The sequence below is a fragment of the Pseudomonas sp. LFM046 genome, assembly GCF_000949385.2.
Taxonomy (GTDB): domain Bacteria; phylum Pseudomonadota; class Gammaproteobacteria; order Pseudomonadales; family Pseudomonadaceae; genus Metapseudomonas.
In genome coordinates, this window is record NZ_JYKO02000001.1 from 3,312,929 (window position 1) to 3,335,279 (window position 22,351).

General features: G+C 65.2%; 19 protein-coding genes. 11 read left to right on the forward strand and 8 right to left on the reverse strand.

Translation table 11 applies throughout. From position 1 onward, the window contains the following. Positions 1–7: 7 nt before the first annotated feature. The 4 genes from TQ98_RS15200 to TQ98_RS15215 all read left to right on the forward strand — a co-directional run bounded on the left by TQ98_RS15200 (position 8) and on the right by TQ98_RS15215 (position 6,528). Positions 8–1,213, forward strand: a complete 1,206-nt coding sequence (locus tag TQ98_RS15200; RefSeq protein ID WP_242443210.1) for a TolC family protein — start codon at positions 8–10, stop codon at positions 1,211–1,213. Further along, positions 1,210–2,691, forward strand: a complete 1,482-nt coding sequence (locus TQ98_RS15205; RefSeq protein WP_103102978.1) for an efflux RND transporter periplasmic adaptor subunit — start codon at positions 1,210–1,212, stop codon at positions 2,689–2,691. The genes TQ98_RS15200 and TQ98_RS15205 overlap by 4 nt, the downstream gene beginning before the upstream one ends. Then, a complete protein-coding gene (locus TQ98_RS15210) occupies positions 2,688–5,849 on the forward strand; it encodes an efflux RND transporter permease subunit (RefSeq protein WP_044874416.1) in 3,162 nt (1,053 codons plus the stop codon). The genes TQ98_RS15205 and TQ98_RS15210 overlap by 4 nt, the downstream gene beginning before the upstream one ends. Positions 5,850–6,069: 220 nt before the next feature. Continuing rightward, positions 6,070–6,528: an isoprenylcysteine carboxylmethyltransferase family protein gene (locus TQ98_RS15215; RefSeq protein ID WP_044874415.1), complete on the forward strand. Its 459-nt coding sequence runs from the start codon at positions 6,070–6,072 to the stop codon at positions 6,526–6,528. A gap of 52 nt (positions 6,529–6,580) precedes the next feature. On the opposite strand, the gene TQ98_RS15220 is transcribed toward TQ98_RS15215, so the two are convergent. Then, complete coding sequence (locus TQ98_RS15220) at positions 6,581–7,336, reverse strand: SDR family oxidoreductase (protein WP_044874414.1); 756 nt, start codon at positions 7,334–7,336, stop codon at positions 6,581–6,583. A 192-nt stretch (positions 7,337–7,528) separates the two neighbouring features. On the opposite strand from TQ98_RS15220, the gene TQ98_RS15225 reads away from it, so the two are divergent. Together TQ98_RS15225 and TQ98_RS15230 are read left to right on the forward strand one after the other, a co-directional pair. After that, a complete protein-coding gene (locus TQ98_RS15225) occupies positions 7,529–8,776 on the forward strand; it encodes an NADH:flavin oxidoreductase/NADH oxidase family protein (protein WP_044874413.1) in 1,248 nt (415 codons plus the stop codon). A 234-nt stretch (positions 8,777–9,010) separates the two neighbouring features. Then, on the forward strand, positions 9,011–10,687 hold the full coding sequence (locus TQ98_RS15230) for an MFS transporter (RefSeq protein WP_044874412.1): 1,677 nt from the start codon (positions 9,011–9,013) through the stop codon (positions 10,685–10,687). A 78-nt stretch (positions 10,688–10,765) separates the two neighbouring features. Here TQ98_RS15230 and TQ98_RS15235 read toward each other — a convergent pair whose 3' ends face one another. Next, positions 10,766–11,077, reverse strand: coding sequence for a DNA binding protein (locus tag TQ98_RS15235; protein ID WP_044874411.1), 312 nt, complete (start codon positions 11,075–11,077; stop codon positions 10,766–10,768). Between the two features lie 267 nt (positions 11,078–11,344). Between TQ98_RS15235 and TQ98_RS15240 the strand changes: the two genes are divergently transcribed. Continuing rightward, entirely contained in the window at positions 11,345–11,716 is a 372-nt protein-coding gene (locus TQ98_RS15240; RefSeq protein ID WP_044874410.1) for an NUDIX domain-containing protein, read from the forward strand. A gap of 51 nt (positions 11,717–11,767) precedes the next feature. Here TQ98_RS15240 and TQ98_RS15245 read toward each other — a convergent pair whose 3' ends face one another. Then, positions 11,768–12,772, reverse strand: a complete 1,005-nt coding sequence (locus TQ98_RS15245) for an FAD:protein FMN transferase (protein WP_044874409.1) — start codon at positions 12,770–12,772, stop codon at positions 11,768–11,770. A gap of 256 nt (positions 12,773–13,028) precedes the next feature. On the opposite strand from TQ98_RS15245, the gene rsxC reads away from it, so the two are divergent. Beyond that, on the forward strand, positions 13,029–14,429 hold the full coding sequence (gene rsxC, locus TQ98_RS15250) for an electron transport complex subunit RsxC (RefSeq protein ID WP_044874408.1): 1,401 nt from the start codon (positions 13,029–13,031) through the stop codon (positions 14,427–14,429). After that, positions 14,426–15,403 carry an RnfABCDGE type electron transport complex subunit D gene (locus tag TQ98_RS15255; protein WP_044874407.1) on the forward strand — a complete coding sequence of 326 codons (978 nt, stop codon included), beginning with the start codon at positions 14,426–14,428 and terminating at the stop codon, positions 15,401–15,403. The genes rsxC and TQ98_RS15255 overlap by 4 nt, the downstream gene beginning before the upstream one ends. Positions 15,404–15,608: 205 nt before the next feature. On the opposite strand, the gene TQ98_RS15260 is transcribed toward TQ98_RS15255, so the two are convergent. Beyond that, positions 15,609–16,556, reverse strand: coding sequence for a hypothetical protein (locus TQ98_RS15260; RefSeq protein WP_044874406.1), 948 nt, complete (start codon positions 16,554–16,556; stop codon positions 15,609–15,611). A gap of 538 nt (positions 16,557–17,094) precedes the next feature. Between TQ98_RS15260 and TQ98_RS15265 the strand changes: the two genes are divergently transcribed. Further along, positions 17,095–18,804: an amidase gene (locus tag TQ98_RS15265; protein ID WP_044874405.1), complete on the forward strand. Its 1,710-nt coding sequence runs from the start codon at positions 17,095–17,097 to the stop codon at positions 18,802–18,804. 88 nt (positions 18,805–18,892) lie between these two features. Here the strand turns inward: TQ98_RS15265 and TQ98_RS15270 are convergent, their stop codons facing one another. The 4 genes from TQ98_RS15270 to TQ98_RS15285 all read right to left on the reverse strand — a co-directional run bounded on the left by TQ98_RS15270 (position 18,893) and on the right by TQ98_RS15285 (position 21,428). Beyond that, a complete protein-coding gene (locus tag TQ98_RS15270; protein ID WP_044874404.1) occupies positions 18,893–19,624 on the reverse strand; it encodes a hypothetical protein in 732 nt (243 codons plus the stop codon). Continuing rightward, positions 19,617–19,796, reverse strand: a complete 180-nt coding sequence (locus TQ98_RS15275; RefSeq protein WP_044874403.1) for a hypothetical protein — start codon at positions 19,794–19,796, stop codon at positions 19,617–19,619. The genes TQ98_RS15270 and TQ98_RS15275 overlap by 8 nt, the downstream gene beginning before the upstream one ends. A 205-nt stretch (positions 19,797–20,001) precedes the next feature. Further along, on the reverse strand, positions 20,002–20,424 hold the full coding sequence (locus TQ98_RS15280) for a VOC family protein (protein ID WP_044874402.1): 423 nt from the start codon (positions 20,422–20,424) through the stop codon (positions 20,002–20,004). A 53-nt stretch (positions 20,425–20,477) separates the two neighbouring features. Next, positions 20,478–21,428, reverse strand: coding sequence for a GlxA family transcriptional regulator (locus TQ98_RS15285; RefSeq protein ID WP_044874401.1), 951 nt, complete (start codon positions 21,426–21,428; stop codon positions 20,478–20,480). A gap of 104 nt (positions 21,429–21,532) precedes the next feature. On the opposite strand from TQ98_RS15285, the gene TQ98_RS15290 reads away from it, so the two are divergent. Beyond that, positions 21,533–22,333, forward strand: coding sequence for an SDR family oxidoreductase (locus TQ98_RS15290; RefSeq protein WP_044874400.1), 801 nt, complete (start codon positions 21,533–21,535; stop codon positions 22,331–22,333). The last annotated feature ends 18 nt before the right edge of the window (positions 22,334–22,351 follow it).

Genomic DNA, 22,351 nt, shown 5'->3' on the forward strand with positions numbered 1-22,351 from the left:
CCTGGCAATGATGCTGTTTGCCCTGCCGGGCCACGGCGCATCGCTCACGCTGGACGATGCGCTGCAACTGGCCGAACGCAATGCCCCTTCCCTGTCGGCGCAGACCGCCAAGCTGGACGCCGCGAAAAGCGCCGCGATTCCGGCCGGTGAACTGCCTGACCCCAAGTTGGCCCTGGGCCTGCAGAACGTCCCCATCGAAGGCGAGGACCGCTGGAGCGTGGATCAGGACTTCATGACCATGCAGATGGTGGGCGTGATGCAGGAAATGCCCAACCGCGACAAGCGCAAGGCCCGCATCGACACCGCCCAGGCTTCGGTTGAACGGGCCACGGCCGAGGCGGACGCCGAACGGGTGAAAGTCCGTCGGGAAACCGCCCTGGCCTGGATCGCGGCCTATACCGGTGAACGCAAGCTGGCCCAGTTCGACGGATTCTTCCGTGAAAACCGCCTTCTGGAGGACGCCGTCCGGGCCCGCCTGGCCGGTGGGCGCGGTCAGGCGCAGGACGCCGTGGAACCCAGGCAGGAAGCGGCGCAATTGGCCGAGCAGCAGGACGAGCTGGCGCTCCAACTGGCCCAGGCACGGGCTGCGCTGAAGCGCTGGATCGGCCCGGACGCCGCCCTCCCCCTTTCCGGTGATTTCCCGCGCTGGCCCATCGACGCCTCCCACTACCTTCACGCCCTGCATCGCCACCCGGAACTGGCGACGTACGGCCCCATGACCCGGGAAGCCGAGGCCCAGGTGCGCGAGGCCGAAGCCGAGAAGAAGCCCGACTGGAGCTGGGAGCTGGACTATCAACGCCGGGGACGGGAGTTCGGCGACATGATGACCGTGCAATTCACCTTCGATCTGCCGGTCTTCGCCGGCACCCGCCAGGACCCGAAGATCGCGGCACGGCGCGCCCAGGTCAGCCAGCTGGAGGCCGAACGCGAGGCACTGCTGCGCGAGCACGCCCAACAACTGGAAGCGGATCTGGCGGACTACCAGCGGCTGGATCGGGCGGTGAACCGCAGCCGGTCCACGCAGGTCCCCCTCGCCGAGGAAAAGGTGCAGCTGGCGCTGGCGGATTACCGGGCCGGGAAGACCGAGCTGGCCGCTGTCATCGCGGCGCGCCGCGAACTGGTGCTGGCACGGCTCAAGGAAACCGACCTGCAGGGGCAGCAGGCCCTGGCGGCGGCCCGTCTGTATTTCACCTATGGGGAGGGCCGCCAATGAGCCGTTCTACCTGGACACTTCCGGCCCTGATGGGCCTGACACTGCTGGTGGGCGCAGCCGGAGGCTACTGGTTCGCCACCCGCGAGCACCCACCGGCCCCCATCGCCGCCACCGGTGCCGGCGACCCCACCGACAGCCGCCAGCCGCTCTACTGGTACGACCCGATGTACCCGCAGCAGCACTTCGACCAGCCCGGCAAGTCGCCTTTCATGGACATGGAGCTGGTCCCCAAATACGCCGACGACGCGGGGGCGGACGCCGCCGTTCGCATCGCACCGGATATCCAGCAGAACCTCGGCGTGCGGCTGGCCACGGTCACCCAGGGCGCCCTGGAGCAGGCCCTTCAGGTGACCGGCGTGCTGGCCTTCGACGCACGGGACGTGGCACTGGTCCAGGCCCGCGCCAGCGGTTTCGTCGAACGCGCCTATGCCCGCGCACCCGGCGACCTGATCGCGGCCGGTGCCCCGCTGGCCGACGTGCTGGTTCCCGAATGGGCAGCGGCCCAGGAGGAATTCCTCGGGCTGCGTCGCGCGGGTGACCCCGCGTTGCTGGCCGCGGCGCGCCAGCGCATGCAACTGGCCGGGATGCCGACAGCGCTGATCCAGCGGGTCGAACGTCGTGGCAAGGCCGAGCCGGTGCTGACCCTGACCAGCCCGATCAACGGCGTCATTCGCGAGCTCGAAGTGCGCCCTGGCATGGCGTTGGCTGCCGGCCAGACGCTGGCCCGGATCAACGGCATCCAGCGCGTCTGGCTGGAGGTGGCCGTCCCGGAAGCCCAGGCCGCAACCTTGAAGGTCGGCCAGGCTGTGGAAGCACGGCTGCCGGCCCTGCCCGGAGAGATCACGCGGGGCGTACTGGCCGCCATTCTTCCCGAGGCCGACCCGCAAAGCCGGACGCTGCGGGTTCGCATCGAGCTGGAGAATCCGGCGGGTCGCCTGCGGCCCGGCATGACGGCTCAGGTCCGGTTGAACCAGCAAAGTCAGGGCGACGCCCTGCTGGTGCCCAGCGAAGCCGTCATACGCACGGGCAAGCGCGCGCTGGTGATGCTGGCCGACGAGAACGGCCGTTTCCGCCCCGTGGAAGTCCAGCTCGGGCAAGAGAGCGAAGGCCAGACGGCCGTGCTCGCCGGCCTGCAAGCCGGGCAACGGGTGGTGGCATCCGGGCAATTCCTGATCGACTCCGAGGCCAGTCTGCGCGGCATCGAAGCCAGGACGCAGGCCACGGCACCAACGCCCCCGGCGTTGCCGGCCTTGCATGAGGCAGAGGCCACCCTCGTCGAAGTGAGCGACCAGGCGCTGACCATCGCCCATGGTCCGTTCAAGACCCTGGGCATGCCGGGCATGACCATGTCCTTCCCGCTGGCCAGCCCTGAGCTGGCCAAGGGGCTGAAGGCGGGAGACCGCGTCCGCGTGAAGGTGCGCGAGACCGATTCCGGCCTGCTGATCGAGCAGGTGCAGAAACTGGAGGCCGCGCCATGATCGAGAAACTGATCCGCTGGTCGGTGGCCAACCGCTTCCTGGTGTTGCTCGCCACCGTGTTCGCCGTGGGCTGGGGCGTCTGGTCGCTGCGCAGCACGCCGATCGACGCGCTGCCCGATCTGTCCGATGTCCAGGTCATCATCCGCACCAGCTACCCGGGCCAGGCCCCGCAGATCGTCGAAAACCAGGTCACCTACCCACTGGCCACCACCATGCTGTCGGTGCCGGGCGCCAAGACGGTCCGGGGGTTTTCGTTCTTCGGCGACAGCTTCGTCTATGTCCTGTTCGAGGATGGCACCGACCTGTACTGGGCGCGCTCGCGGGTCCTCGAATACCTCAACCAGGTGCAGGGCCGCCTGCCGGCCGCCGCCAAGCCGGCGCTCGGCCCGGACGCCACCGGCGTGGGCTGGATCTTCCAGTACGCCCTGATCGACCGCAGCGGCGCCCACGACCTCGCACAACTGCGGGCACTCCAGGACTGGTTCCTCAAGTTCGAACTGAAGAGCCTGCCCAATGTGGCCGAGGTGGCCTCCGTGGGCGGCATGGTGCGGCAGTACCAGGTGCAGGTGGACCCGATCCGCCTCGCCAGCCTGGGGATCACCCAGGGGGACGTCGTCGACGCCATCGGCAAGGCCAATCAGGAAACCGGGGGATCGGTGCTGGAACTGGGCGAGGCCGAGTTCATGGTCCGCGCCTCCGGCTACCTGAAGACCCTCGCCGACTTCCGCGCCGTGCCGCTGAAACTGACGCCGGGAGGCACGCCCGTCACCCTGGGCGATGTGGCGACCGTCCAGCTCGGCCCTGAAATGCGGCGCGGTATCGCCGAGCTCGATGGCGAAGGCGAATCCGTCGGCGGCGTAGTGATCCTGCGCAGCGGGAAGAACGCCCGCGACACCATCGCCGCGGTCAAGGCCAAGCTCGACGCGTTGAAGGGCAGCCTTCCGGAAGGTGTGGAGATCGTCACGACCTACGACCGCAGCCAGTTGATCGAGCGGGCGGTTCGCAACCTCAGCCACAAGCTGGTGGAGGAATTCATCGTCGTCGCCCTGGTCTGCGCCGCATTCCTCTGGCATCTGCGTTCCTCCATCGTGGCCATCGTCTCGCTGCCGGTCGGGGTACTGATCGCGTTTGCCGTCATGCGCCACCAGGGCATCAACGCCAACATCATGTCCCTGGGCGGAATCGCCATTGCCATCGGCGCCATGGTCGATGCGGCGGTGGTGATGATCGAGAACGCCCATCGGCGGGTCGAGGCCTGGTACGCCCGCCATCCCGGCGAACAGCTGCGCGGCGAGCAGCACTGGCGGGTGATGACTGAAGCGGCGGCGGAGGTCGGCCCTGCCCTGTTCTTCAGCCTGATGATCATCACCCTGTCGTTCATCCCGGTCTTCACCCTGGAAGCCCAGGAGGGGCGGCTGTTCGGCCCGCTCGCCTTCACCAAGACCTATGCCATGGCCGCCGCTGCCGGGCTTTCCGTCACGCTGGTGCCGGTGCTGATGGGGTACTGGATTCGCGGCCGGCTCCCCTCCGAGCAGAGCAATCCGCTCAACCGTGGGCTGATCCGTCTGTACCAGCCCGCGCTGGATGCCGTCCTGCGCCACCCCCGGACAACCCTGGTGGTGGCGCTGCTCGCCTTCCTGACCGCGCTCTGGCCGGTGTCGCGCCTGGGTGGGGAGTTCCTGCCGCCGCTGGACGAGGGGGACCTGCTCTACATGCCCTCTGCCCTGCCCGGCCTCTCTGCCCAGAAGGCCTCGGAGTTGCTGCAACAGACCGACCGCCTGATCAAAACCGTTCCTGAGGTCGCCAGCGTCTTCGGCAAGGCCGGCCGCGCCGAAACGGCAACCGACCCGGCGCCGCTGGAGATGTTCGAGACCACGGTGCGATTCAAGCCAAGGGATCAGTGGCGGCCCGGCATGACCAGCGAAAAGCTGGTGGAGGAGCTGGACCGCACGGTCAAGGTGCCGGGCCTGACCAACATCTGGATTCCGCCGATCCGCAATCGCATCGATATGCTGGCGACCGGCATCAAGAGCCCCATCGGGGTCAAGGTTTCCGGGACCAGCCTCGCTGACATCGACCAGGTCACCCAGGCCATCGAGCGTGTCGCCCGGGCCGTTCCCGGTGTGACCTCCGCCCTCGCCGAACGCCTGACCGGCGGACGCTACATCGACCTGGACATCGACCGCCACGCAGCCGCTCGCTATGGGCTGAACATCGCTGACGTGCAAGCCATCGTGGCCAGTGCCATTGGCGGCGCGAACGTCGGGGAAACGGTTGAAGGCCTGGCACGCTATCCGATCAACGTGCGCTATCCGCGCGAGTGGCGGGACTCGATCGAAGCGTTGCGGCAACTGCCCATCTACACCGCCACAGGCGGCCAAATCACCCTTGGCGCGGTCGCCAGGGTGTCCATCGTCGATGGACCGCCCATGCTCAAGAGCGAAAACGCGCGTCCCTCCGGGTGGGTCTACATCGACGTGCGGGGACGGGACCTCGCGTCGGTGGTGAAGGACCTGCGCCGGGCGGTGGACCAGTCGGTGAAGCTGTCCCCCGGCATGAGCATCAGCTACTCGGGGCAATTCGAGTTCCTGGAACGCGCCAATGCCCGCCTCAAGCTCGTGGTGCCGGCGACGCTGGTGATCATCTTCGTCCTGCTCTACCTCACGTTCGGGCGCTTCGATGAGGCCTTGCTGATCATGGCCACCTTGCCCTTTGCGCTGACCGGCGGGGTCTGGCTGCTCTACCTCATGGGCTTCAACCTGTCGGTCGCCACCGGTGTCGGCTTTATCGCCCTGGCGGGCGTCGCCGCGGAGTTCGGCGTGATCATGCTGCTCTACCTGAAAAACGCCTGGGCCGAGCGGGAGGACGCGGGGCAAACCACGAATCAGGCCCTGGCAGGCGCCATTCGGGAAGGCGCCGTCCAGCGTGTCCGCCCCAAGGCGATGACCGTCGCCGTGATCATCGCCGGCCTGCTCCCGATCCTCTGGAGCGGCGGTACCGGCAGCGAGGTGATGAGCCGAATCGCGGTTCCCATGGTCGGCGGCATGATCACCGCGCCGCTGCTCTCCCTGTTCGTGATCCCTGCGGCGTACTGGCTGATGCGGCGCCGCACGCTGAGCCAACCCATCGGGCAAACCAGGGCCGGAGAATCCGCATGAGAAACCACGTTGTAGCCACTGCGCTGCGTTCAGCCGCTGGTGCGCGCGGCGCACCCTACCCGATACAACGTGCATCGATTAGCGTTGGCTGCACAGCCAGAACGCCGGTGCTAGATTCCAGGGGCGCCGCCGGCCGCATTGGGCTGGCGGGTATGGAATGCGGTCGGAGCTCCGTTTTGCGGGTCTCCGGCCGGGATCAATCACACAAGGAACCGAGACCATGAACTGGCTGGAACACCGCTTGCCACCGCCCCTGATTGCCATCCTTTTCGCGCTGCTGATGTGGCTGATCGCCCGTTGGGTACCGGCTGGCGAGGCAGGCGGCTGGCGCATCGGCGTCTCGGTGGTGGTGCTGCTGGCAGGGATCGCGGTCTGCGTGGCCGGCATCCTGTCGTTTCGTCACGCCAGGACCACCGTCAACCCGTTCCAGCCGGAGACGGCCACCGCCCTGGTCAGCTCCGGCATCTACAACCATACGCGCAACCCGATGTACCTCGGCTTCGCCACCGCCCTGGTCGCGTGGTCCATCTACCTCGCTTCCCCCATCGCGCTGCTGGGCGTCGTCGGGTTCGTGCTCTACATCAACCGCTTCCAGATCGGTCCGGAAGAGCGGGCACTGGAGGGCCTGTTCGGTCAGTCCTTCAACGACTATCGAGCCCGCGTTCGCCGTTGGCTCTAAGGCCGATGCGGCGCCGGGCCGCCCTTCCATGGGCATCCCGCTGGCGCACCCGCTAGTGAAGCGCGGCAGCGTCCTTGAGCCATGCCTCGAACGGGATGGTTCCGGTAATCGGATCGTCGCTGGGGGTCAGCGACTGATCGTCGATTGGCGCACCGAAGTAGGTGGCCTGGGCATCCGCGATCACCTCCCGTGAGTCCCCGTTGTGTTGCAGATAGGTCCTCACGAATGCGACGAGAGGCTTTCTGTCGGGCCCGGCAACTTCCACGGTCTGGTTGGCCGCTGATTGCTCGGCAATATTGGTCAGTGCTGCCGCCACATCGGCCGAGGCGATCGGCTGCAATGCGGCTGCGGGCAGGCGGATGCTGTCGCCCTCGGCGCCGGACTGGGCGATGGCGCCGATGAACTCGTAGAACTGCGTGGCCCGGAGGATGGTGTAGGGAACCCCCGAGTGCTCGATCAATTCCTCCTGGGCCATCTTGGCGCGGAAGTAACCACTGGCGAGCATCCGCTCCGTACCGACCACGGAGAGTGCGACATGGTGCTTCACCCCTGCCGCCTTCTCCGCGGCGAGCAGATTGCGCCCGGATACCTGAAAGAACTCCAGTACGGCGGCGTCGTCGAAAGACGGCGAGTTCGCGACGTCGACGACGACCTCGGCGCCGGCAAGCGCCGCTTGCAGGCCTTCTCCGGTCAGGGCGTTGACGCCGGTTCTGGGTGAGGCCGCCAGGACGTCATGCCCCCGCTGCCGTAGGGCGTTGCAGAGTTGGGTGCCTATCAGGCCCGTGCCGCCGATTACGATGATTTTCATGTGAGTGCCTCCAGTTTCCGGGTACACCGCAGGGTGCATCTGCCAGCGTGAGGCGAGCGCACGGCAGCTCAAGGCTGCACTCGCGATTGATTGGCCGATTGGCCAATGTTCATTCGATGCTGCAAAACCTCTTGACCTTAAAGTTGACTTAAAGCTTAGGCTCCTTTCCATCGTCCAACGAGGTGAGAGCCGATGAACCTGTTTACTCCCCTGACGCTGCCCAACGGGGCAGTGATTGCGAACCGACTCGGGAAGGCCGCCATGGAGGAAAACATGGCCGATCCGGACCACGCCCCATCGGATGAGCTGATTCGCCTGTATCAGGCCTGGGCCAAGGGTGGCGTGGGTCTGATGCTGACCGGCAATGTCATGGTGGACAGCCGTGCCATGACCGGCCCCGGTGGCGTCGTGCTGGAAGATGAGCAGCACCTCGGCCGCTTCAAGCGTTGGGCCGATGTCGCCCGATCCGGCGGCGCCCAGGTCTGGATGCAGATCAACCATCCCGGCCGCCAGATGACGGCGGCAATGGGCCAACAGACCCTCGCCCCGTCAGCCGTGGCGATGGACCTCGGGTCGCTTTCCAAGCAGTTCCCGGTGCCGAAGGAAATGACGGAAGCGGACATCGAGGACGTCGTCCGGCGCTTCGTACGCACGGCACAACTGGCGGAGTACGCGGGCTTCACCGGCGTTCAGGTTCACGCTGCCCACGGCTATCTGCTCAGCCAGTTCCTCTCGCCGCTGGTCAACAAGCGCAACGACCAGTGGGGCGGCAGCATCGAAAATCGCGCGCGGTTGCTGCTTCGCATCGTCACCGCCGTGCGCGAAGCGGTATCGCCCGGGCTCGTCGTTTCCGTGAAGCTGAACTCCGCTGACTTCCAGCGCGGTGGTTTCAGCCCGAACGACGCCAAGTATGTGGTCGAGCAGTTGAATGATCTGGCGGTCGACCTGGTTGAGCTGTCCGGTGGCAGTTACGAAGCACCCGCCATGCAAGGTGAAGCCCGCGACGGTCGCACGCTGGCCCGTGAAGCCTACTTCCTGGAGTTTGCGCGCGACATCGCCGGCGTCGCCCGCATGCCCCTGATGGTGACGGGCGGGATACGCCGCCAGGCGGTGGCGGAACAGGTCATCGAGAGCGGCATCGCCGTGGCGGGTATTGGTACCGCACTGTCGATAAACCCGAACCTTCCCCGCGACTGGAAGACCGGCAAGAACAGCGCACCCAACCTGCGGCCGATCACCTGGAAAAACAAGGGGTTTGGCGCGCTTGCCTACATGGCGATGGTCAAGTTCCAACTCCGGCGGCTCAGCCTGGGGCGGCCGACCCATCCGCAGGTTTCCCCGCTGTGGGCACTCCTGAAGGAGCAGTTCAGCACGGCCATCAAGGTGCGTCAGTACAAACGCTGGATGTCGCTTCGCTCCGCCCGACAGCTCGAAATCTGAGCGTTCTGACCCGGCGGTTCGCCTGCGCGTCATCCCGCGTCCAGATGGGGCGACGGGCAGGCAACTGCGTCACGTGATTACTATTATTTCTCCTGGAACTTGTCGCGATTCGACGAGGTCACCTGTCTATGTGCATCGCGCAAGCGGTATCCCGATGACTTTGGCCCTGGGCCTGAGCGCGGCAATGGCAGTGAAGTGCTCCGGCCTACAACAAGAACAAGGCGGAGAACACTCATGGCAACGATTGCTACAACATCCACGGGAAGCACGCCCAACCGCGGGATAACCAAGGAGGAGCGCAAGGTCATCTTCGCTTCGTCCCTGGGTACCGTGTTCGAGTGGTACGACTTCTACCTCTACGGCTCCCTCGCCGCGATCATCGCCAAGCACTTCTTCGCCGGCGTCAACGAGACCACTTCCTTCATCTTCGCCCTCCTCGCCTTCGCCGCCGGCTTCGCGGTCCGCCCCTTCGGCGCCATCGTGTTCGGCCGGCTGGGTGACATGATCGGGCGCAAGTACACCTTCCTCATCACCATCGTGATCATGGGGATGTCCACCGCCGTAGTGGGCGTTCTGCCCAGCTACGCCGCCATCGGCGTGGCGGCGCCGATCATCCTGATCACCCTGCGCCTGCTGCAGGGCCTGGCCCTGGGCGGCGAGTACGGCGGCGCGGCGACCTACGTGGCGGAACATGCGCCACAGGGCAAGCGCGGCTTCTTCACCTCGTGGATCCAGACCACCGCGACCCTCGGCCTGTTCCTGTCGTTGCTGGTGATCCTCGCCTGCCGCGTCTCCCTCGGCACCGAAGCCTTCGAGGCCTGGGGCTGGCGGATTCCGTTCCTGCTGTCGATCCTGCTGCTGGTCATCTCCGTGTACATCCGCCTGCAGCTCAACGAGTCGCCGGTGTTCAAGAAGATCAAGGCCGAAGGCAAGGCTTCCAAGGCGCCGTTGACCGAATCCTTCGCCCGCTGGGAAAACCTCAAGGTGGTGATCATGTCCCTGCTCGGCGGCACCGCCGGCCAGGCCGTGGTCTGGTACACGGGGCAGTTCTATGCGCTGTTCTTCCTGCTGCAGACCCTCAAGATCGACCCGCAGACCGCCAACCTGCTGATCGCCGGCTCCCTGTTGCTCGGCACGCCGTTCTTCATCTTCTTCGGCAGCCTCTCCGACAAGATCGGCCGCAAGAAAATCGTCATTGCCGGCTGCATCCTCGCCGCACTGACCTACTTCCCGATCTTCAAGGGCCTTACCGAATTCGGTAACCCGGCGGTGTTCGCCGCCCAGGCCCAATACCCGGTCACCGTGGTCGCCGATCCTGGCCAGTGCTCGTTCCAGTTCGACCCGGTGGGCAAGGCCAAATTCACCAGTTCCTGCGACCTGGCCAAGAGCCTGCTGGCGAAGAAGGCCATTCCGTACGAGAACGAAACGGCTGAGCCTGGCGCCGTCGCGCAAATCCGCATCGGCGACAAGCTGATCCCGAGCTTCGAAGGCACCGGCCTGCCGGCCGCCGAGTTCAAGACACAGAACGAAGCCTTCACCGCCACCCTCGGCACCGCCCTCAAGGAAGCCGGCTACCCCGAAAAGGCCGACCCGGCCCAGACCAACTACCTGATGGTGCTGCTGCTCCTGACCATCCTGGTGATCTACGTGACCATGGTCTACGGCCCGATCGCCGCCTGGCTGGTGGAACTCTTCCCGGCACGCATCCGCTATACGTCGATGTCACTGCCCTACCACATCGGCAACGGATGGTTTGGCGGCTTCCTGCCAACGGTAGCGTTCGCGATGGTCGCGGCCACCGGGGATATCTACTACGGGCTGTGGTACCCCATCGTCATCGCCGTGATGACGGCCATTCTCGGCACCTTCTTCCTGCCGGAAACCAAGGATCGGGAGATTCACCACGCCTGAGCCTGGCGCCTGCCCTCTCCCTGTGAGGGAGAGGGCACGAGCTGACAGCGACGCACTGCGCCAGCGGTTCCTGAGAGCTCACCTGGTGGAGCGTTCACTCTTTTTCTTGCGAATCCGCCCCGGCTCGATCTGCCAGGTTGCAACGGTCGCATCGCCATATTCGGCCACCCAGGCCCGATAGGTCAGGTTCCGGCACGCGCGAACCTGGATGGATTGTTGAGTGTGCGGATTGAGGTACGTCTTAAGCGGTTGAGGCGTCGGACCCGGCACCGCCCGCCGGGTGTTTCGATCCAGCATCGCAAGCAGCTGAGACCGACTGACGTTGTACTCACGCATCAGGGCATGGACGGCGGAAATGAAATGGCGGTCAGTTTCCGTGAGGGCAGGCATGGCATTCTCCTAAAAGCGCTGCCATAGCCGTACGGGGCGCCATCGCAGCCAGGGAAGCATGCTGGGCACTCTAAAGCGTGGTCCGGGCCTTCAGTTATCCGTGCCCGACCGCCAGTGGTGCTGGGGCGCCAGATTCAACACGCAGCCCAACTGCGCCAAGGTCACCGCATTCATCGAACGGCATGCACGACCGTTTGACCATTACGGTGACTCATCCACCACGCTCAGGGTCGAAACAAGGGAACGCTCACGTGGCAAGGAGCAACGATGGACAGTGCACTCAAGGTTCGAGCGACGGTGATCTGCCGTCGAGATGATGAAGTTCTGCTCGTCCGCAAGATGCAGAAGAAATGGAACCTTCCAGGGGGACGGGTCGAGCCTGACGAGGCGCCGCCGCAGGCGGCTCAACGCGAGCTGCTGGAGGAAATCGGACTGGAAGCGGACCAGCTCGATTTCGTCACCCAGCTTGAGCTGTTCGAAACCCTCCATCACATCTTCCATGCCCAGCTTCCCACGTCCCGGACTCCGCAGCCGCTCAACGAAATTGCTGAATGTCGCTGGTTCCGTCTGGACGCCCTGGACGACCAGGACTGCCACAAGGCCGTAAGGCACCTGTTCAAGGCTGTGCAGGTGCCTTGACCGCTGGCGGGAGCGCGATGTTCGAGGTTGGCAAGGCGAGCTTTCCGTCAACTACTGCTTCGTCTCGGGAAACAACGACTCGAATCGCGGCGTCGCCCGGGCCACGAAACCCTGCCCCTGGCGCATGATGAAATAGGCGGCGACGTCATGTTGCTGGGCGAAGGCATAGCCCTCGTCCGGGCCGAGCACCATCAACACCGTAGACAAGCCGTCGGCATGCAGCGCCGAAGGGTCGACCACCGTCACGGCCGCCAGCGCGTGCTTCACCGGCCTGCCGACACGTGGGTCGAAGGTGTGCGAATAGCGCTGGCCACCTTCCTCGAAATAGTTGCGGTAATCGCCGGAGGTGGAAACGCCGTAGCCATCCAGTGCAATGGCGCGCTCCACTTGCGGCTCGCTGCCGCCGGTCGGCACTTCCAAGGCGATGCGCCAGGGCGAACCATCCGGCTTGCGGCCAATTGCCTTGAGTTCGCCGGTGATCTCGACCAGATAGGACTGGATACCCAGGGCCGAAAGCCTGTCGCCGACCCGATCCACCGCATAGCCGGCGACCACGCTGTCGAAATCCAGTTGCGCCGCCACATCCTTGCACAGCTTGTCGCCCTCCAGGCGCAAGTGCTGGTGCCCTACCCGCGCCTGCTCCCGAGCCAGCGCACTCGCGTCCGGTACCTTCTCCCCCCGCGACTGCGGACCGAAGCCCCAGAGGTTCATCAAGGGCAGCACCGTCAGGTCGTAAGCCCCGCCACTCTCTCGGGACAGCACCTCACCGTACTCCAGCAAGCGACGCATATCGTCCGGCACGGCCTGACAGCCGCCGGCCGGTAGCTCGTTGAAGCGGGAAACCACGGAGTCGCCGCGCCAACCGGAGAACTGCTGGTCGAGCGCCCCGAGTATCGTCTCGACTTCGGCCTTTACGCGCTGCGCGTCGGGCGTTTGCGCGGTGGGTACGTACTGGATCGAATACGTGCTCCCCATGGTCGGCCCGGAAAGCTGCTCGATCCGTTCGCCGCAGCCATAGAGCAACGCCAACAGCATCACCAGCAGGCTTGCGCGCATCACTCGACACCTCTCTGTTCCGGCCGCCCCATCGCGGCCTGACACCGTTCCGACGCTCCCCCGTAGGATGGCAATTGGCCTACCGTTCATCCGGAAAAATGATCAAAAACTGAACAAAGCATTCTTTCGGTGCTCTTAGTCCCGTCAGTTATCGAGTGTCGCCCTCGCGATTCGCTCAATTTCCCGGAAGCAAAAAACCATCATGTGCAATAGCGCATTGGGATGTCTTTTGCCCCAAAAAATTGGAGGACAGAACATGTCTAGCCATTCGTTGCAGAGCGTCGAGCGCACGCAGAACCCCGTCCGCACCCAGCGTCAGCCGCAGCAGAAGCCCTTCTTGCGCCGCCTGCTGGCCATCGCCTCACCCTCACAGCGTAGCTGGCACGGCGGTCTCAAGCTCAGAGGCTACAAGCAATTATCCAACGCCACGCCGGTTGCCCTGATCGAAGTCGGAACCGAACAGCTGGCCATCCCGCTCGAGCGGGGTCGCCGCAGTGTCCAGGCCTGCGTTGAGCCGGGACAGCGTGTGCGCAAGGGCGAGGTGATCGGAATCGGCGATGACACCACCCCGTGGGTGCATGCCAGCACCTCCGGCATCGTGGAACGGATTGATCTCGCCTTCGCGGCCGACTCGGCCGAGCCGGTCATGTCCGTCATCCTGAACGCAGACGGTCTGGACGAGTGGATCGAACGCCCGGTGCTGGAGCTGCCGCAAACGCCGGAGGCGCTGGTCGAACGGGCATTGCAGATGGGCATCGTTGGCCTGGGTGGTGCGGGTTTCCCGACGGGCCTCAAGCTGGCCGGCGCCCAGCAGCCCGACCTGCTGCTGATCAACGGTGCCGAGTGCGAACCCTTCCTGACCTGCGATGACCGTCTCATGCGCGAACGTGCCGAGGCGCTGATCGAGGTCGCCGACTATCTCGCCACGCTGATGGGCGTAACGCTGACCCGCTTCGGTATCGAAACCAACAAGCCTGAGGCGATGGCCGCGTTACGTGCCGCCGCTCGCCAGGCGCGCACGCCGGTCGAGGTCTGTCCGCTGCCGGAGCGTTACCCGGCAGGGGGGCAGCCGTTGATGATCAAGAGCCTGAGTGGCCGCAATCTGGCGCCAGGGGCCCTGCCCGCCGAGATCGGCGTATTGGCGCTGAATGTCGCGACGCTCTATGCACTGGGACGAGCCGTCTTCCACGGCGAACCCCTTGTAAGGCGCGTGCTGACGCTGACCGGGGACTGCGAGCGCCCCGGGAATGTCCTGGTGCCGGTGGGTTACCCGGTCAGCGCACTGCGCGAGATTGCCGGCGCGACCGCCGAAGGCCAGTGGACCCAGGTCGGCGGCCCGATGATGGGACTGCCGCTGCCGGACCCCGCTGCCGTCATCAGCAAGACCAGCAGTTGCCTGATCTTCGGCGCCGAGCGCTACCTGCCGGAACCCCAACCCGCAGGCAGCTGCATTCGCTGCACGCGCTGCGTGGATGTCTGCCCGATGTCGCTCAGACCGCTGGATCTCTACGAGGCCGCGCAACGCCTCGACAAGATCAGCCTGCAGGAACTGCGCTTGGATGCCTGCATCGAATGCGGCAGCTGCAGCAGCACCTGTCCGAGCAATATCCCGCTGCGCGAAACCTTCCGCCAGAGCAAGACGGAGCTGCGCGCATGAGCCTGATACGCCGTCCTACCCCGCACAAACTCCGCACGGTGATGCTGCTGGTCAGCTTGTGCATCATGCCGGGCACCGTCCTGTACGCCTGGCAATTTGGCAGCGTGGTCTGGTTGCAGACCTTCTGGTGCGTGCTGCTCGCCCTGGGCTTCGAAGCCGGCCTGCTGCGCCTGCGCGGACAGAAGGTACGCGAGGGTTTGAGTGACCTGAGCTGGCTGGTGCTGGGCCTGATTCTGGCTCGGGCACTGCCGCTGCTGGTGCCGCTGTGGATGATCGCCGTGGCCAGTTTTGCCGCGCTCGCCCTGTGCAAGCACGGCAGCGGAGGCCTTGGTCGCAATCGCCTCAACCCCGCCATGGTTGGCCTGGGGATCATCGCGATCTGCTTCTACCAGCAGTTGTACCCCGCGCCCTCGAACTATGCCCCCTGGACCCTCACCCTGGACGCCAAGGCGGTTCTTCTGCAGCAGCTGCAGCTGGCGCCACGCCTTGACCTCGATGCGTTCGCCGGCGCCACGCAGTTGGCCAAGAACCAGTTCACCCTGATCACCCCCAACCTGTCGGGGTACGGCTATATCGCCGGCGGTTTGATACTGGCTCTCCTGCGGGTGATCCGAATCGAGATTCCGCTGGCGATGCTCGCCAGCACCGTGGTGCTGTGCCTGGCGGCCGGCCATACGCCACAGGAAGCCGTGTACAACCTCAGTCTCGGTGGCTACCTCTTCACCGCGTTTTTCATCGCCACCGATCCGGTCACCAGTCCCAATACACGTGGCGGTCGCATCCTCTTCGGCGTGGCCATTGGCGCGGTGACTGAATTGATTCGCGAATTCGGGCTTTATGCCGATGGTCTCTGCTTCGCCGTGCTGGCCGCCAACCTGCTGGTGCCGCAGATCGACCAGTTGGTGCTGCGCTTGCAGCGCCCCTGGTACCACGCGAAATCCTCACACGAAGCGCGCCCAGCGCCAGCCCAGTAGCATGTGGCGGACGGCGTTCCGCTGGAGCGGAGCGAAACCCATCGGCGATGGTCGATGGGTTTCGCGATGCCCATCGCATCACCAGGATGTTGGAGCGCCGATCCCGATCCCCGGACACGTCCCCTCCCGAACAACAGTCCCTCGGAAAAGCGCTACAACCGGGCCGGCAAACCGCCAAGGGCGGTCTGCCGGCCCACTCATTGCCTCAAGGCGAACTCGGCGCAAGCCGGCTCGCGTCGGGCACCGGGAACGGGAATCCAAGCACCGGGAACTTGCCGCGGACTCGGTTCTGGGCCTGACAGTTCTGGACGCAGGTGGTGGGTGGGAAGCCAACCTCGACCGAGTCTTCGCCCAGCACACCACCCATTCGCCCACCGCTGGCCACGCGCCACACCGAAACATTGCCGGATTGACTGATGCGGGTGGCGACCTGGGGACTGTCTCGCCCCACAAACCTGGGCGAAAGGTCATTGGCAAAATTGATCCGGGGCGTCACCGGAACCGGGTAGCACTGCGGAGTGAAGTCAGGCGGCGTGCAGATTGGCAGCGGCGGCGGGTTTCTGAAGTTCGGGTTGTCGAAGAAGAACACCCCGTCGGCCAGCACATGGGTGAAATCGGTGGTGGTGCCATCGGCACGCGCCGGCTCCATCTGGAAGATGCCGCCCTGGGCGCAGTCCTTTGCCTGGATCTTCATGCTCACGCCGGGGCCGTTCCTTTGCAGCAGAACGTCGGTGCCAGCAATCTCGACCGTCAGGTCGCTGTTCAGCGTCACCCCGACGAGATTGGGGGTCTTGCTGGCAAATATCGTGGTTGGAACACCGCCGGTCATGTCCAGCGGATTGGGTGCTCCCGTCATGGTGTAGTTGCGGACACCCAGCGTGGCCGCATCGACTTCGAAGGTTACGAACTTGCCTTGAACGAGGAAGCTGGCGCCCACCGAACTGGCGGGCACCACGGTTTCTGTTGGACCAGCGAGCGTCCCGCTCGGAAGCGACACGGAGAACCCGCCGCCTTCGCAGCCGGCATCTTTCGCGGCCTCGGCCTGCTGGCCAACTAGACCGAGGGAAAGCGCCAGGAACGCGGATAACGGAGCGGTGGTGCGAAGTGCCTTCAGGGGCGCGAAGGCGGTAACCGAGACCGATTGGGTGTTCATGACATCACCTCTTGCCGGTAGGGATGAGCAGTAACGACTACTTTCCTGGCCGCCCCCACTGGAGCGGCCGGCCAACCGGTGCGGTCATCTGTCCTCACCCTGAACTGCAACTGCGGTGTCCCGCACGATCCCTCTAGGCCAGTCAGCGCTGTGCGTGTGAAAATTTCACACGGGGAGTAACGGTAGCCCCGTGAGTCGGTGGGTCAACGACCATGTGTCGGACTATTGCGTACAGGAAGCGATAGCATTTGCCATCCAGACTCATCAGCTTGCTCGCAGGCGTTGGGATAGGCGACTCACGGGATGCCCGCTGAACGCACCCGCCAATCCGTCGAACCGACCGGCGGCATCGGCGATGCCAACCGCCAACCCGATTCCTCTGCTACCGGCTTGGTGCTAAATAGAACCCTCAGGAATTTCGCCAGCGCAGGTTTCACGTTCGGACCTGCGCGTCGTGCTTTTAAAGGAGGACGGTCATGAGAACCGGTTTTTTGAACAGTGATATCCCAGGGTCCAAGGTGCAGCCGGCGGTGACAGCATGATCGAAGTCACCGAGGTTTCCATCGCCGAACTGCGTGCCGCGCTCGAGTCCGGCCGCACCACCGCCGTTGAGCTTGTCCAGGCCTATCTCGCCAGGATCGATGCCTACGACGGCCCCGAAACGCCCACCGCCCTCAATGCGGTGGTGGTTCGCAACCCCGATGCGCTCAAGGAGGCGGAAGCTTCCGACGCCCGCCGCGCCCGAGGTGAAACCCTCGGTCCGCTGGATGGCATCCCCTATACCGCCAAGGACAGCTACCTGGTGAAGGGGCTCACCGCAGCCTCCGGGAGCCCGGCCTTCAAGGACCTGGTGGCCTATCGCGACGCCTTCACGGTTGAACGGCTTCGCGCGGCCGGTGCGATCTGCCTGGGCAAGACCAACATGCCACCCATGGCGAACGGCGGCATGCAACGCGGTGTCTACGGCCGCGCTGAAAGCCCGTACAACGCCAACTACCTCACCGCCCCCTTCGCCTCGGGTTCGTCCAACGGCGCCGGTACCGCAACCGCAGCCAGCTTCTCGGCCTTCGGCCTTGCCGAGGAAACCTGGTCGAGCGGCCGTGGCCCGGCCTCGAACAATGGCCTGTGCGCCTACACCCCGTCGCGCGGCGTCATCTCGGTACGCGGCAACTGGCCGCTGACGCCGACCATGGACGTAGTAGTTCCCTACGCCCGCACCATGGCGGACCTGCTCGAAGTGCTGGACGTGGTCGTGGCGGAAGACGCCGACAAGCGCGGCGACCTGTGGCGACTACAGCCCTGGGTGCCGATTCCCAGCGTCAACTCGGTGCGCCCGGTCTCCTACCTGGCGCTCGCCGTCACTGCCGATGCCCTGAAGGGCAAGCGTTTCGGCGCGCCGCGCATGTTCATCAACAAAGACCCGGAGATGGGTACCAGCGAAGCGCCGGGGATCGGCGGTCCGACTGGCCAGCGCATCGACACCCGCGCCTCCGTGATCGCGCTCTGGGAAGAGGCCCGCAAGGCGCTCGAAGCTGCCGGCGCGGAAGTGGTCGAGGTGGATTTCCCGCTGGTTTCCAATTGCGAGGGCGACCGTCCCGGCGCACCGACCGTGTTCAATCGCGGCATCGTTTCCAAGGAGTTCCTCCACGACGAACTGTGGGACCTGTCGGCCTGGGGCTTCGATGACTTCCTGCGCGCCAATGGTGATCCCAAGCTGAATCGCCTGGTGGATGTGGACGGTCCGCAGATCTTCCCCCACGACCCCGGCACCCTGCCGAACCGCGAGGGCGACCTGGTGGCCGGCATGGACGAGTACGTGCGGATGGCCGAGCGCGGCATCAAGCAGTGGGACCAGATCGCCACGCTGCCGGATGGCCTGCGCGGCCTCGAACTAACCCGCAAGCTCGACCTGGAAGACTGGATGGACACGCTCGGCCTTGATGCCGTGCTGTTCCCCACGGTCGCCGACGTCGGCCCGGCGGATGCGGACGTGAATCCGGAATCGGCCGACATTGCCTGGAGCAACGGCATCTGGGTCGCCAACGGCAACCTCGCCATCCGCCACCTGGGCGTCCCCACGGTCACCGTGCCGATGGGCGTGATGGCGGACATCGGCATGCCAGTCGGGCTGACGTTCGCTGGCCGTGCCTATGACGATTCGGCGCTGCTTCGCTTCGGCTCGGCATTCGAGTCGACGGGGTCGAAGCGGTTGAGCCCGCCGCGTACCCCCGCATTGCCACGCAGCTGAAGAAGCGGGCGGGATTGGGGCGGCAGAAGCCCCAATCCCGCCCAGTGTCTGCCGTCCCCCGTCGCGCCGGAACCCGTTTGCGGATGTGTCATGCGTAGCGGAGTTCACTGAAGTCGATGGCGACCAGCAGCTGTGTTTCGATCGCCCGATCCTGCTCGTCCCGTCTGTATGCCCGCCGTTTGCCAGGTATCCGCAGCCCATCGGCCTCGATGTATTCGTGCACGTACTGCGCAGCGGGCATTCCACCGCTGATGTCCACGCGATAGTCGTGCCGACGCAGCAGGAAGTCCTCGCCAAAGAAAAAATCCTGCACTGGACTATGCGTAGCCACGCCTTCCGGAAAGTGCACCCGCAACCGACGCCAGGCCTGGTTGCCCTCTTCCCAGGGTGCAATCTCCTCGGTCCTGACACCGGGCAAGGTGAACAGAAATGGCATGGTCATGTAGGACCAGAGCGCATAGCCATTGAAATACGCCCGTTGAAGCGGGTCCCAGGGCGTCATTTCCCCGTGGTCATGGAAGGACTCCCGCGGGTTTGATCGCTCAGCCAGCACCTGCCCGTCGGTGGTTTCGATGGCGATTCGATCGGGGGTGTAAGCCGTGCGCCGGTCCGGCCCGCCGAACGGCATCACCGACGCCCTCTGCTCATGCAGCCAGACGGTCATCTGCCGTGGCGTGCTGTCCTGCGTCAGGCCCTTCATGCCCCACAGCGAGCCGCTGGTCACGATACTGGCGCGGACGGTCGAGAACCTGTTCCAGCGTTCCAGTCCGCCGTGGGCGATCAATACCTGTTGCAGCAGATCGCGGTTCTGTTCACTCATGCGGGTGATCCTCCTGGGCCGATTGGGATGCCGCTCGTTTGTTGCCAAGCGGAGTCAGCTGGAAACAGACGCCACTTTGACCCCGGAGGTTTTCGGTGGCGGCATTGGTATGGACGGCGACGCCGGCCAATGAGAAGGCGATGGACGTCAGCAGGCTCTTCAGGGTTTTCATGGCATTCATCCCGGTCTGGTTACACGCAGCAGGCATGACCGTCACCCTCGAATCCGAGCCGTCACGGCCATCGGTGGCGATCCCGCTCAGTCTCGAATGCCAAGGTGCCGTCCCTGTGTCTGCGGATGGCCGTTATGTATGCCTTTGTAAGCAGCCGCCTTGAGATACAGACGGGTACAAATACACCCTGATCAGGCACCCCGCCCTACTCCGCCGTCTGCAGCTGGGGATTCCACGCCACCTCCCAGAGGTGCTGGTCCGGGTCCTTGAAGTAGCCGGCGTACCCGCCCCAGAAGGTCTCCTGCGCCGGCTTGACGATGACGCCCCCCGCCGCGCCGGCCTCCGCCATGACCGCATCGACCTCCTCCCTGGACGCCACGTTGTGGGCGAGGCAGAAGTCCGTCGAGCTGGGGGCGCCGCTCGGCAGGCCGGAATCGTCGGCCAGGCTGGCCCTCGGCCACAGCGCCAGTTGCAGCCCGGCCTGGAGTTCGAAAAAGGCCACGGCCCCGTTTTCGAACTCGGTGCCCACTATGCCCTGGGTCGGCAGACCGAGGCCGTCGCGATAGAAACGCACGGCCCTTTCCAGGTCGTCGACCCCCAGGGTGATCAGGGTTATCCGGGGTTTCATGTCAGTGCCTCCCTTGTCCTGCAGTGGCCGGTTCCGGCCCGGTGAATGCGTCCTCAGCCCACCACGCCACGCACATCCCGACGCACCGCCTGGGGCGGAACACCGAAGCCCCGGATGAAGGCTTCGCGCATGTGGCGCCGGTCGCGGAAGCCGGTTTCCCTGGCGATCATGTCCAGGGAGTGGCGACTCTGCTCGATCATCAGCCGCGCGGCTTCCAGGCGTAGACCTTCGATGGCCTTGGCCGGGGACTGCCCGGTTTCCGCAGTGAAGACACGAGTGAACTGGCGTGGGCTCAAGTGCGCGGTGTCCGCCAGTTCCTCGACGCTGAGGGGGCGTGCGAGGTTCCGACGCGCGTAGTTCAGCGCGTTCTGGATGCGGTCCGATTTGGGCGCGAGGTCGAGCATCTCCGAATGCTGCGATTGCCCGCCCGAGCGGCGCTGGTGCATCACCAGGTTGTGCGCCACCGAGCGCGCCACTTCGGCGCCCAAGTCCTTCTCCACCATGCCGAGGGCCAGGTCGAGCCCGGCTGTCATGCCGGCGGACGTCCAGATCGGGCCGTCGACGATGTAGATGCGGTCATCGTCGACAGCGATGTCCGGATAGCGCTTCTGCATGTCCGCGGCGAAGGCCCAGTGGGTGGTGGCGCGACGCCCGGCGAGCACGCCCGCCGCCGCCAGGATGAAACCGCCCGTGCAGATTCCGGCGGTTCGGCGCGCCTGGCCTCCGGCCCGCCGCACGAAGTCGAGGACGGCTGCCTGTGGCTCTTTCGTCAGTGGGTCGTTGACCCCGGAAATCATCCAGGTGTCCGCCAGGCCGGGCGTGTCGAGCCGGCGCGTGTCGATGGAGAGCCCCAGCGAGGACCGCACCAGGCCGCCCTCCGGGGAGAAATTCTCGATGCTGTAGAAGGGTTCCTTCGCGACAAGATTGGCGAACTCGAACACCGACTGCGTCGCCACGGAAAGCATCTGGAACCCATCCGTCAGCAAATAACCGATGCGGTGCATGCTGTTACCCTCCAATGTCCTGAAAAACCACCCTAAACGTCATTCAGGACATCGTCAAATCGGCGCACCATGCTTCCCAGGCCCCCCAACCTCGGAGAAGCACCATGTCTCAAGCCCATCTCGGTACCGCCCTCATTACCGGCGCCTCGTCCGGCATCGGCGCCATCTACGCCGACCGTCTGGCCCGCCGTGGCTACGACCTCATCCTGGTGGCACGCAATCGCCAACGCCTGAATGAACTGGCCACCCGCATCACTCGGGACACCCAACGCGCGGTCGAGGTCATCGAAGCCGACCTGGGGGATCACGAGGCACTGGCCAGGGTCGAGGCGAAGCTGAAGGAGGACGCAAGCATCACCCTATTGGTGAACAACGCCGGGGTTGGCACCCATACCCCGTTGCTGGACAGCGACGTGCAGGAGATGGCGAGGATGATCGACCTCAACGTCACCGCCCTCACCCGCCTGACCTATGCCGCCGCGCCCGGATTCGTCGCCCGTGGCGCCGGTGCGATCATCAACATCTCGTCGATCGTCAGTATCGCGCCGGAGATCCTCAATGGCGTCTATGGCGGCAGCAAGGCCTTTGTCACCGCCTTCAGCTTGTCGCTGCACCACGAACTGGCCAGCAAGGGCATTCGCGTCCAGGCCGTCCTGCCGGGCGCCACTGCCACTGACTTCTGGGCAACTGGCGGCCTGCCATTGGAGCATCTGGACCCGGGCATCGTGATGTCGGCGGACGACCTGGTCGATGCGGCGCTGATCGACTTCGACCGAGGCGAACTGATCTCCCTTCCGGCGCTGCAGGACTTCGAACAATGGAAAACCTTCGAGGCCCAACGTCGCGCCCTGTCCTCCCAGTTGTCCACCAACCAGCCGGCGCCGCGCTATCGAGCAAACGCCTGAAGCCCCGTACCGACTACG

Bases quoted from the DNA above. Each gene is read 5' to 3' on its own strand.
- TQ98_RS15200 (WP_242443210.1), top strand. From the start codon at position 8: ATGATGCTGTTTGCCCTGCCGGGCCACGGCGCATCGCTCACGCTGGAC.
- TQ98_RS15205 (WP_103102978.1), top strand. From the start codon at position 1,210: ATGAGCCGTTCTACCTGGACACTTCCGGCCCTGATGGGCCTGACACTG.
- TQ98_RS15210 (WP_044874416.1), top strand. From the start codon at position 2,688: ATGATCGAGAAACTGATCCGCTGGTCGGTGGCCAACCGCTTCCTGGTG.
- TQ98_RS15215 (WP_044874415.1), top strand. From the start codon at position 6,070: ATGAACTGGCTGGAACACCGCTTGCCACCGCCCCTGATTGCCATCCTT.
- TQ98_RS15220 (WP_044874414.1), bottom strand. From the start codon at position 7,336: ATGAAAATCATCGTAATCGGCGGCACGGGCCTGATAGGCACCCAACTC.
- TQ98_RS15225 (WP_044874413.1), top strand. From the start codon at position 7,529: ATGAACCTGTTTACTCCCCTGACGCTGCCCAACGGGGCAGTGATTGCG.
- TQ98_RS15230 (WP_044874412.1), top strand. From the start codon at position 9,011: ATGGCAACGATTGCTACAACATCCACGGGAAGCACGCCCAACCGCGGG.
- TQ98_RS15235 (WP_044874411.1), bottom strand. From the start codon at position 11,077: ATGCCTGCCCTCACGGAAACTGACCGCCATTTCATTTCCGCCGTCCAT.
- TQ98_RS15240 (WP_044874410.1), top strand. From the start codon at position 11,345: ATGGACAGTGCACTCAAGGTTCGAGCGACGGTGATCTGCCGTCGAGAT.
- TQ98_RS15245 (WP_044874409.1), bottom strand. From the start codon at position 12,772: ATGCGCGCAAGCCTGCTGGTGATGCTGTTGGCGTTGCTCTATGGCTGC.
- rsxC (WP_044874408.1), top strand. From the start codon at position 13,029: ATGTCTAGCCATTCGTTGCAGAGCGTCGAGCGCACGCAGAACCCCGTC.
- TQ98_RS15255 (WP_044874407.1), top strand. From the start codon at position 14,426: ATGAGCCTGATACGCCGTCCTACCCCGCACAAACTCCGCACGGTGATG.
- TQ98_RS15260 (WP_044874406.1), bottom strand. From the start codon at position 16,556: ATGAACACCCAATCGGTCTCGGTTACCGCCTTCGCGCCCCTGAAGGCA.
- TQ98_RS15265 (WP_044874405.1), top strand. From the start codon at position 17,095: ATGATCGAAGTCACCGAGGTTTCCATCGCCGAACTGCGTGCCGCGCTC.
- TQ98_RS15270 (WP_044874404.1), bottom strand. From the start codon at position 19,624: ATGAGTGAACAGAACCGCGATCTGCTGCAACAGGTATTGATCGCCCAC.
- TQ98_RS15275 (WP_044874403.1), bottom strand. From the start codon at position 19,796: ATGAAAACCCTGAAGAGCCTGCTGACGTCCATCGCCTTCTCATTGGCC.
- TQ98_RS15280 (WP_044874402.1), bottom strand. From the start codon at position 20,424: ATGAAACCCCGGATAACCCTGATCACCCTGGGGGTCGACGACCTGGAA.
- TQ98_RS15285 (WP_044874401.1), bottom strand. From the start codon at position 21,428: ATGCACCGCATCGGTTATTTGCTGACGGATGGGTTCCAGATGCTTTCC.
- TQ98_RS15290 (WP_044874400.1), top strand. From the start codon at position 21,533: ATGTCTCAAGCCCATCTCGGTACCGCCCTCATTACCGGCGCCTCGTCC.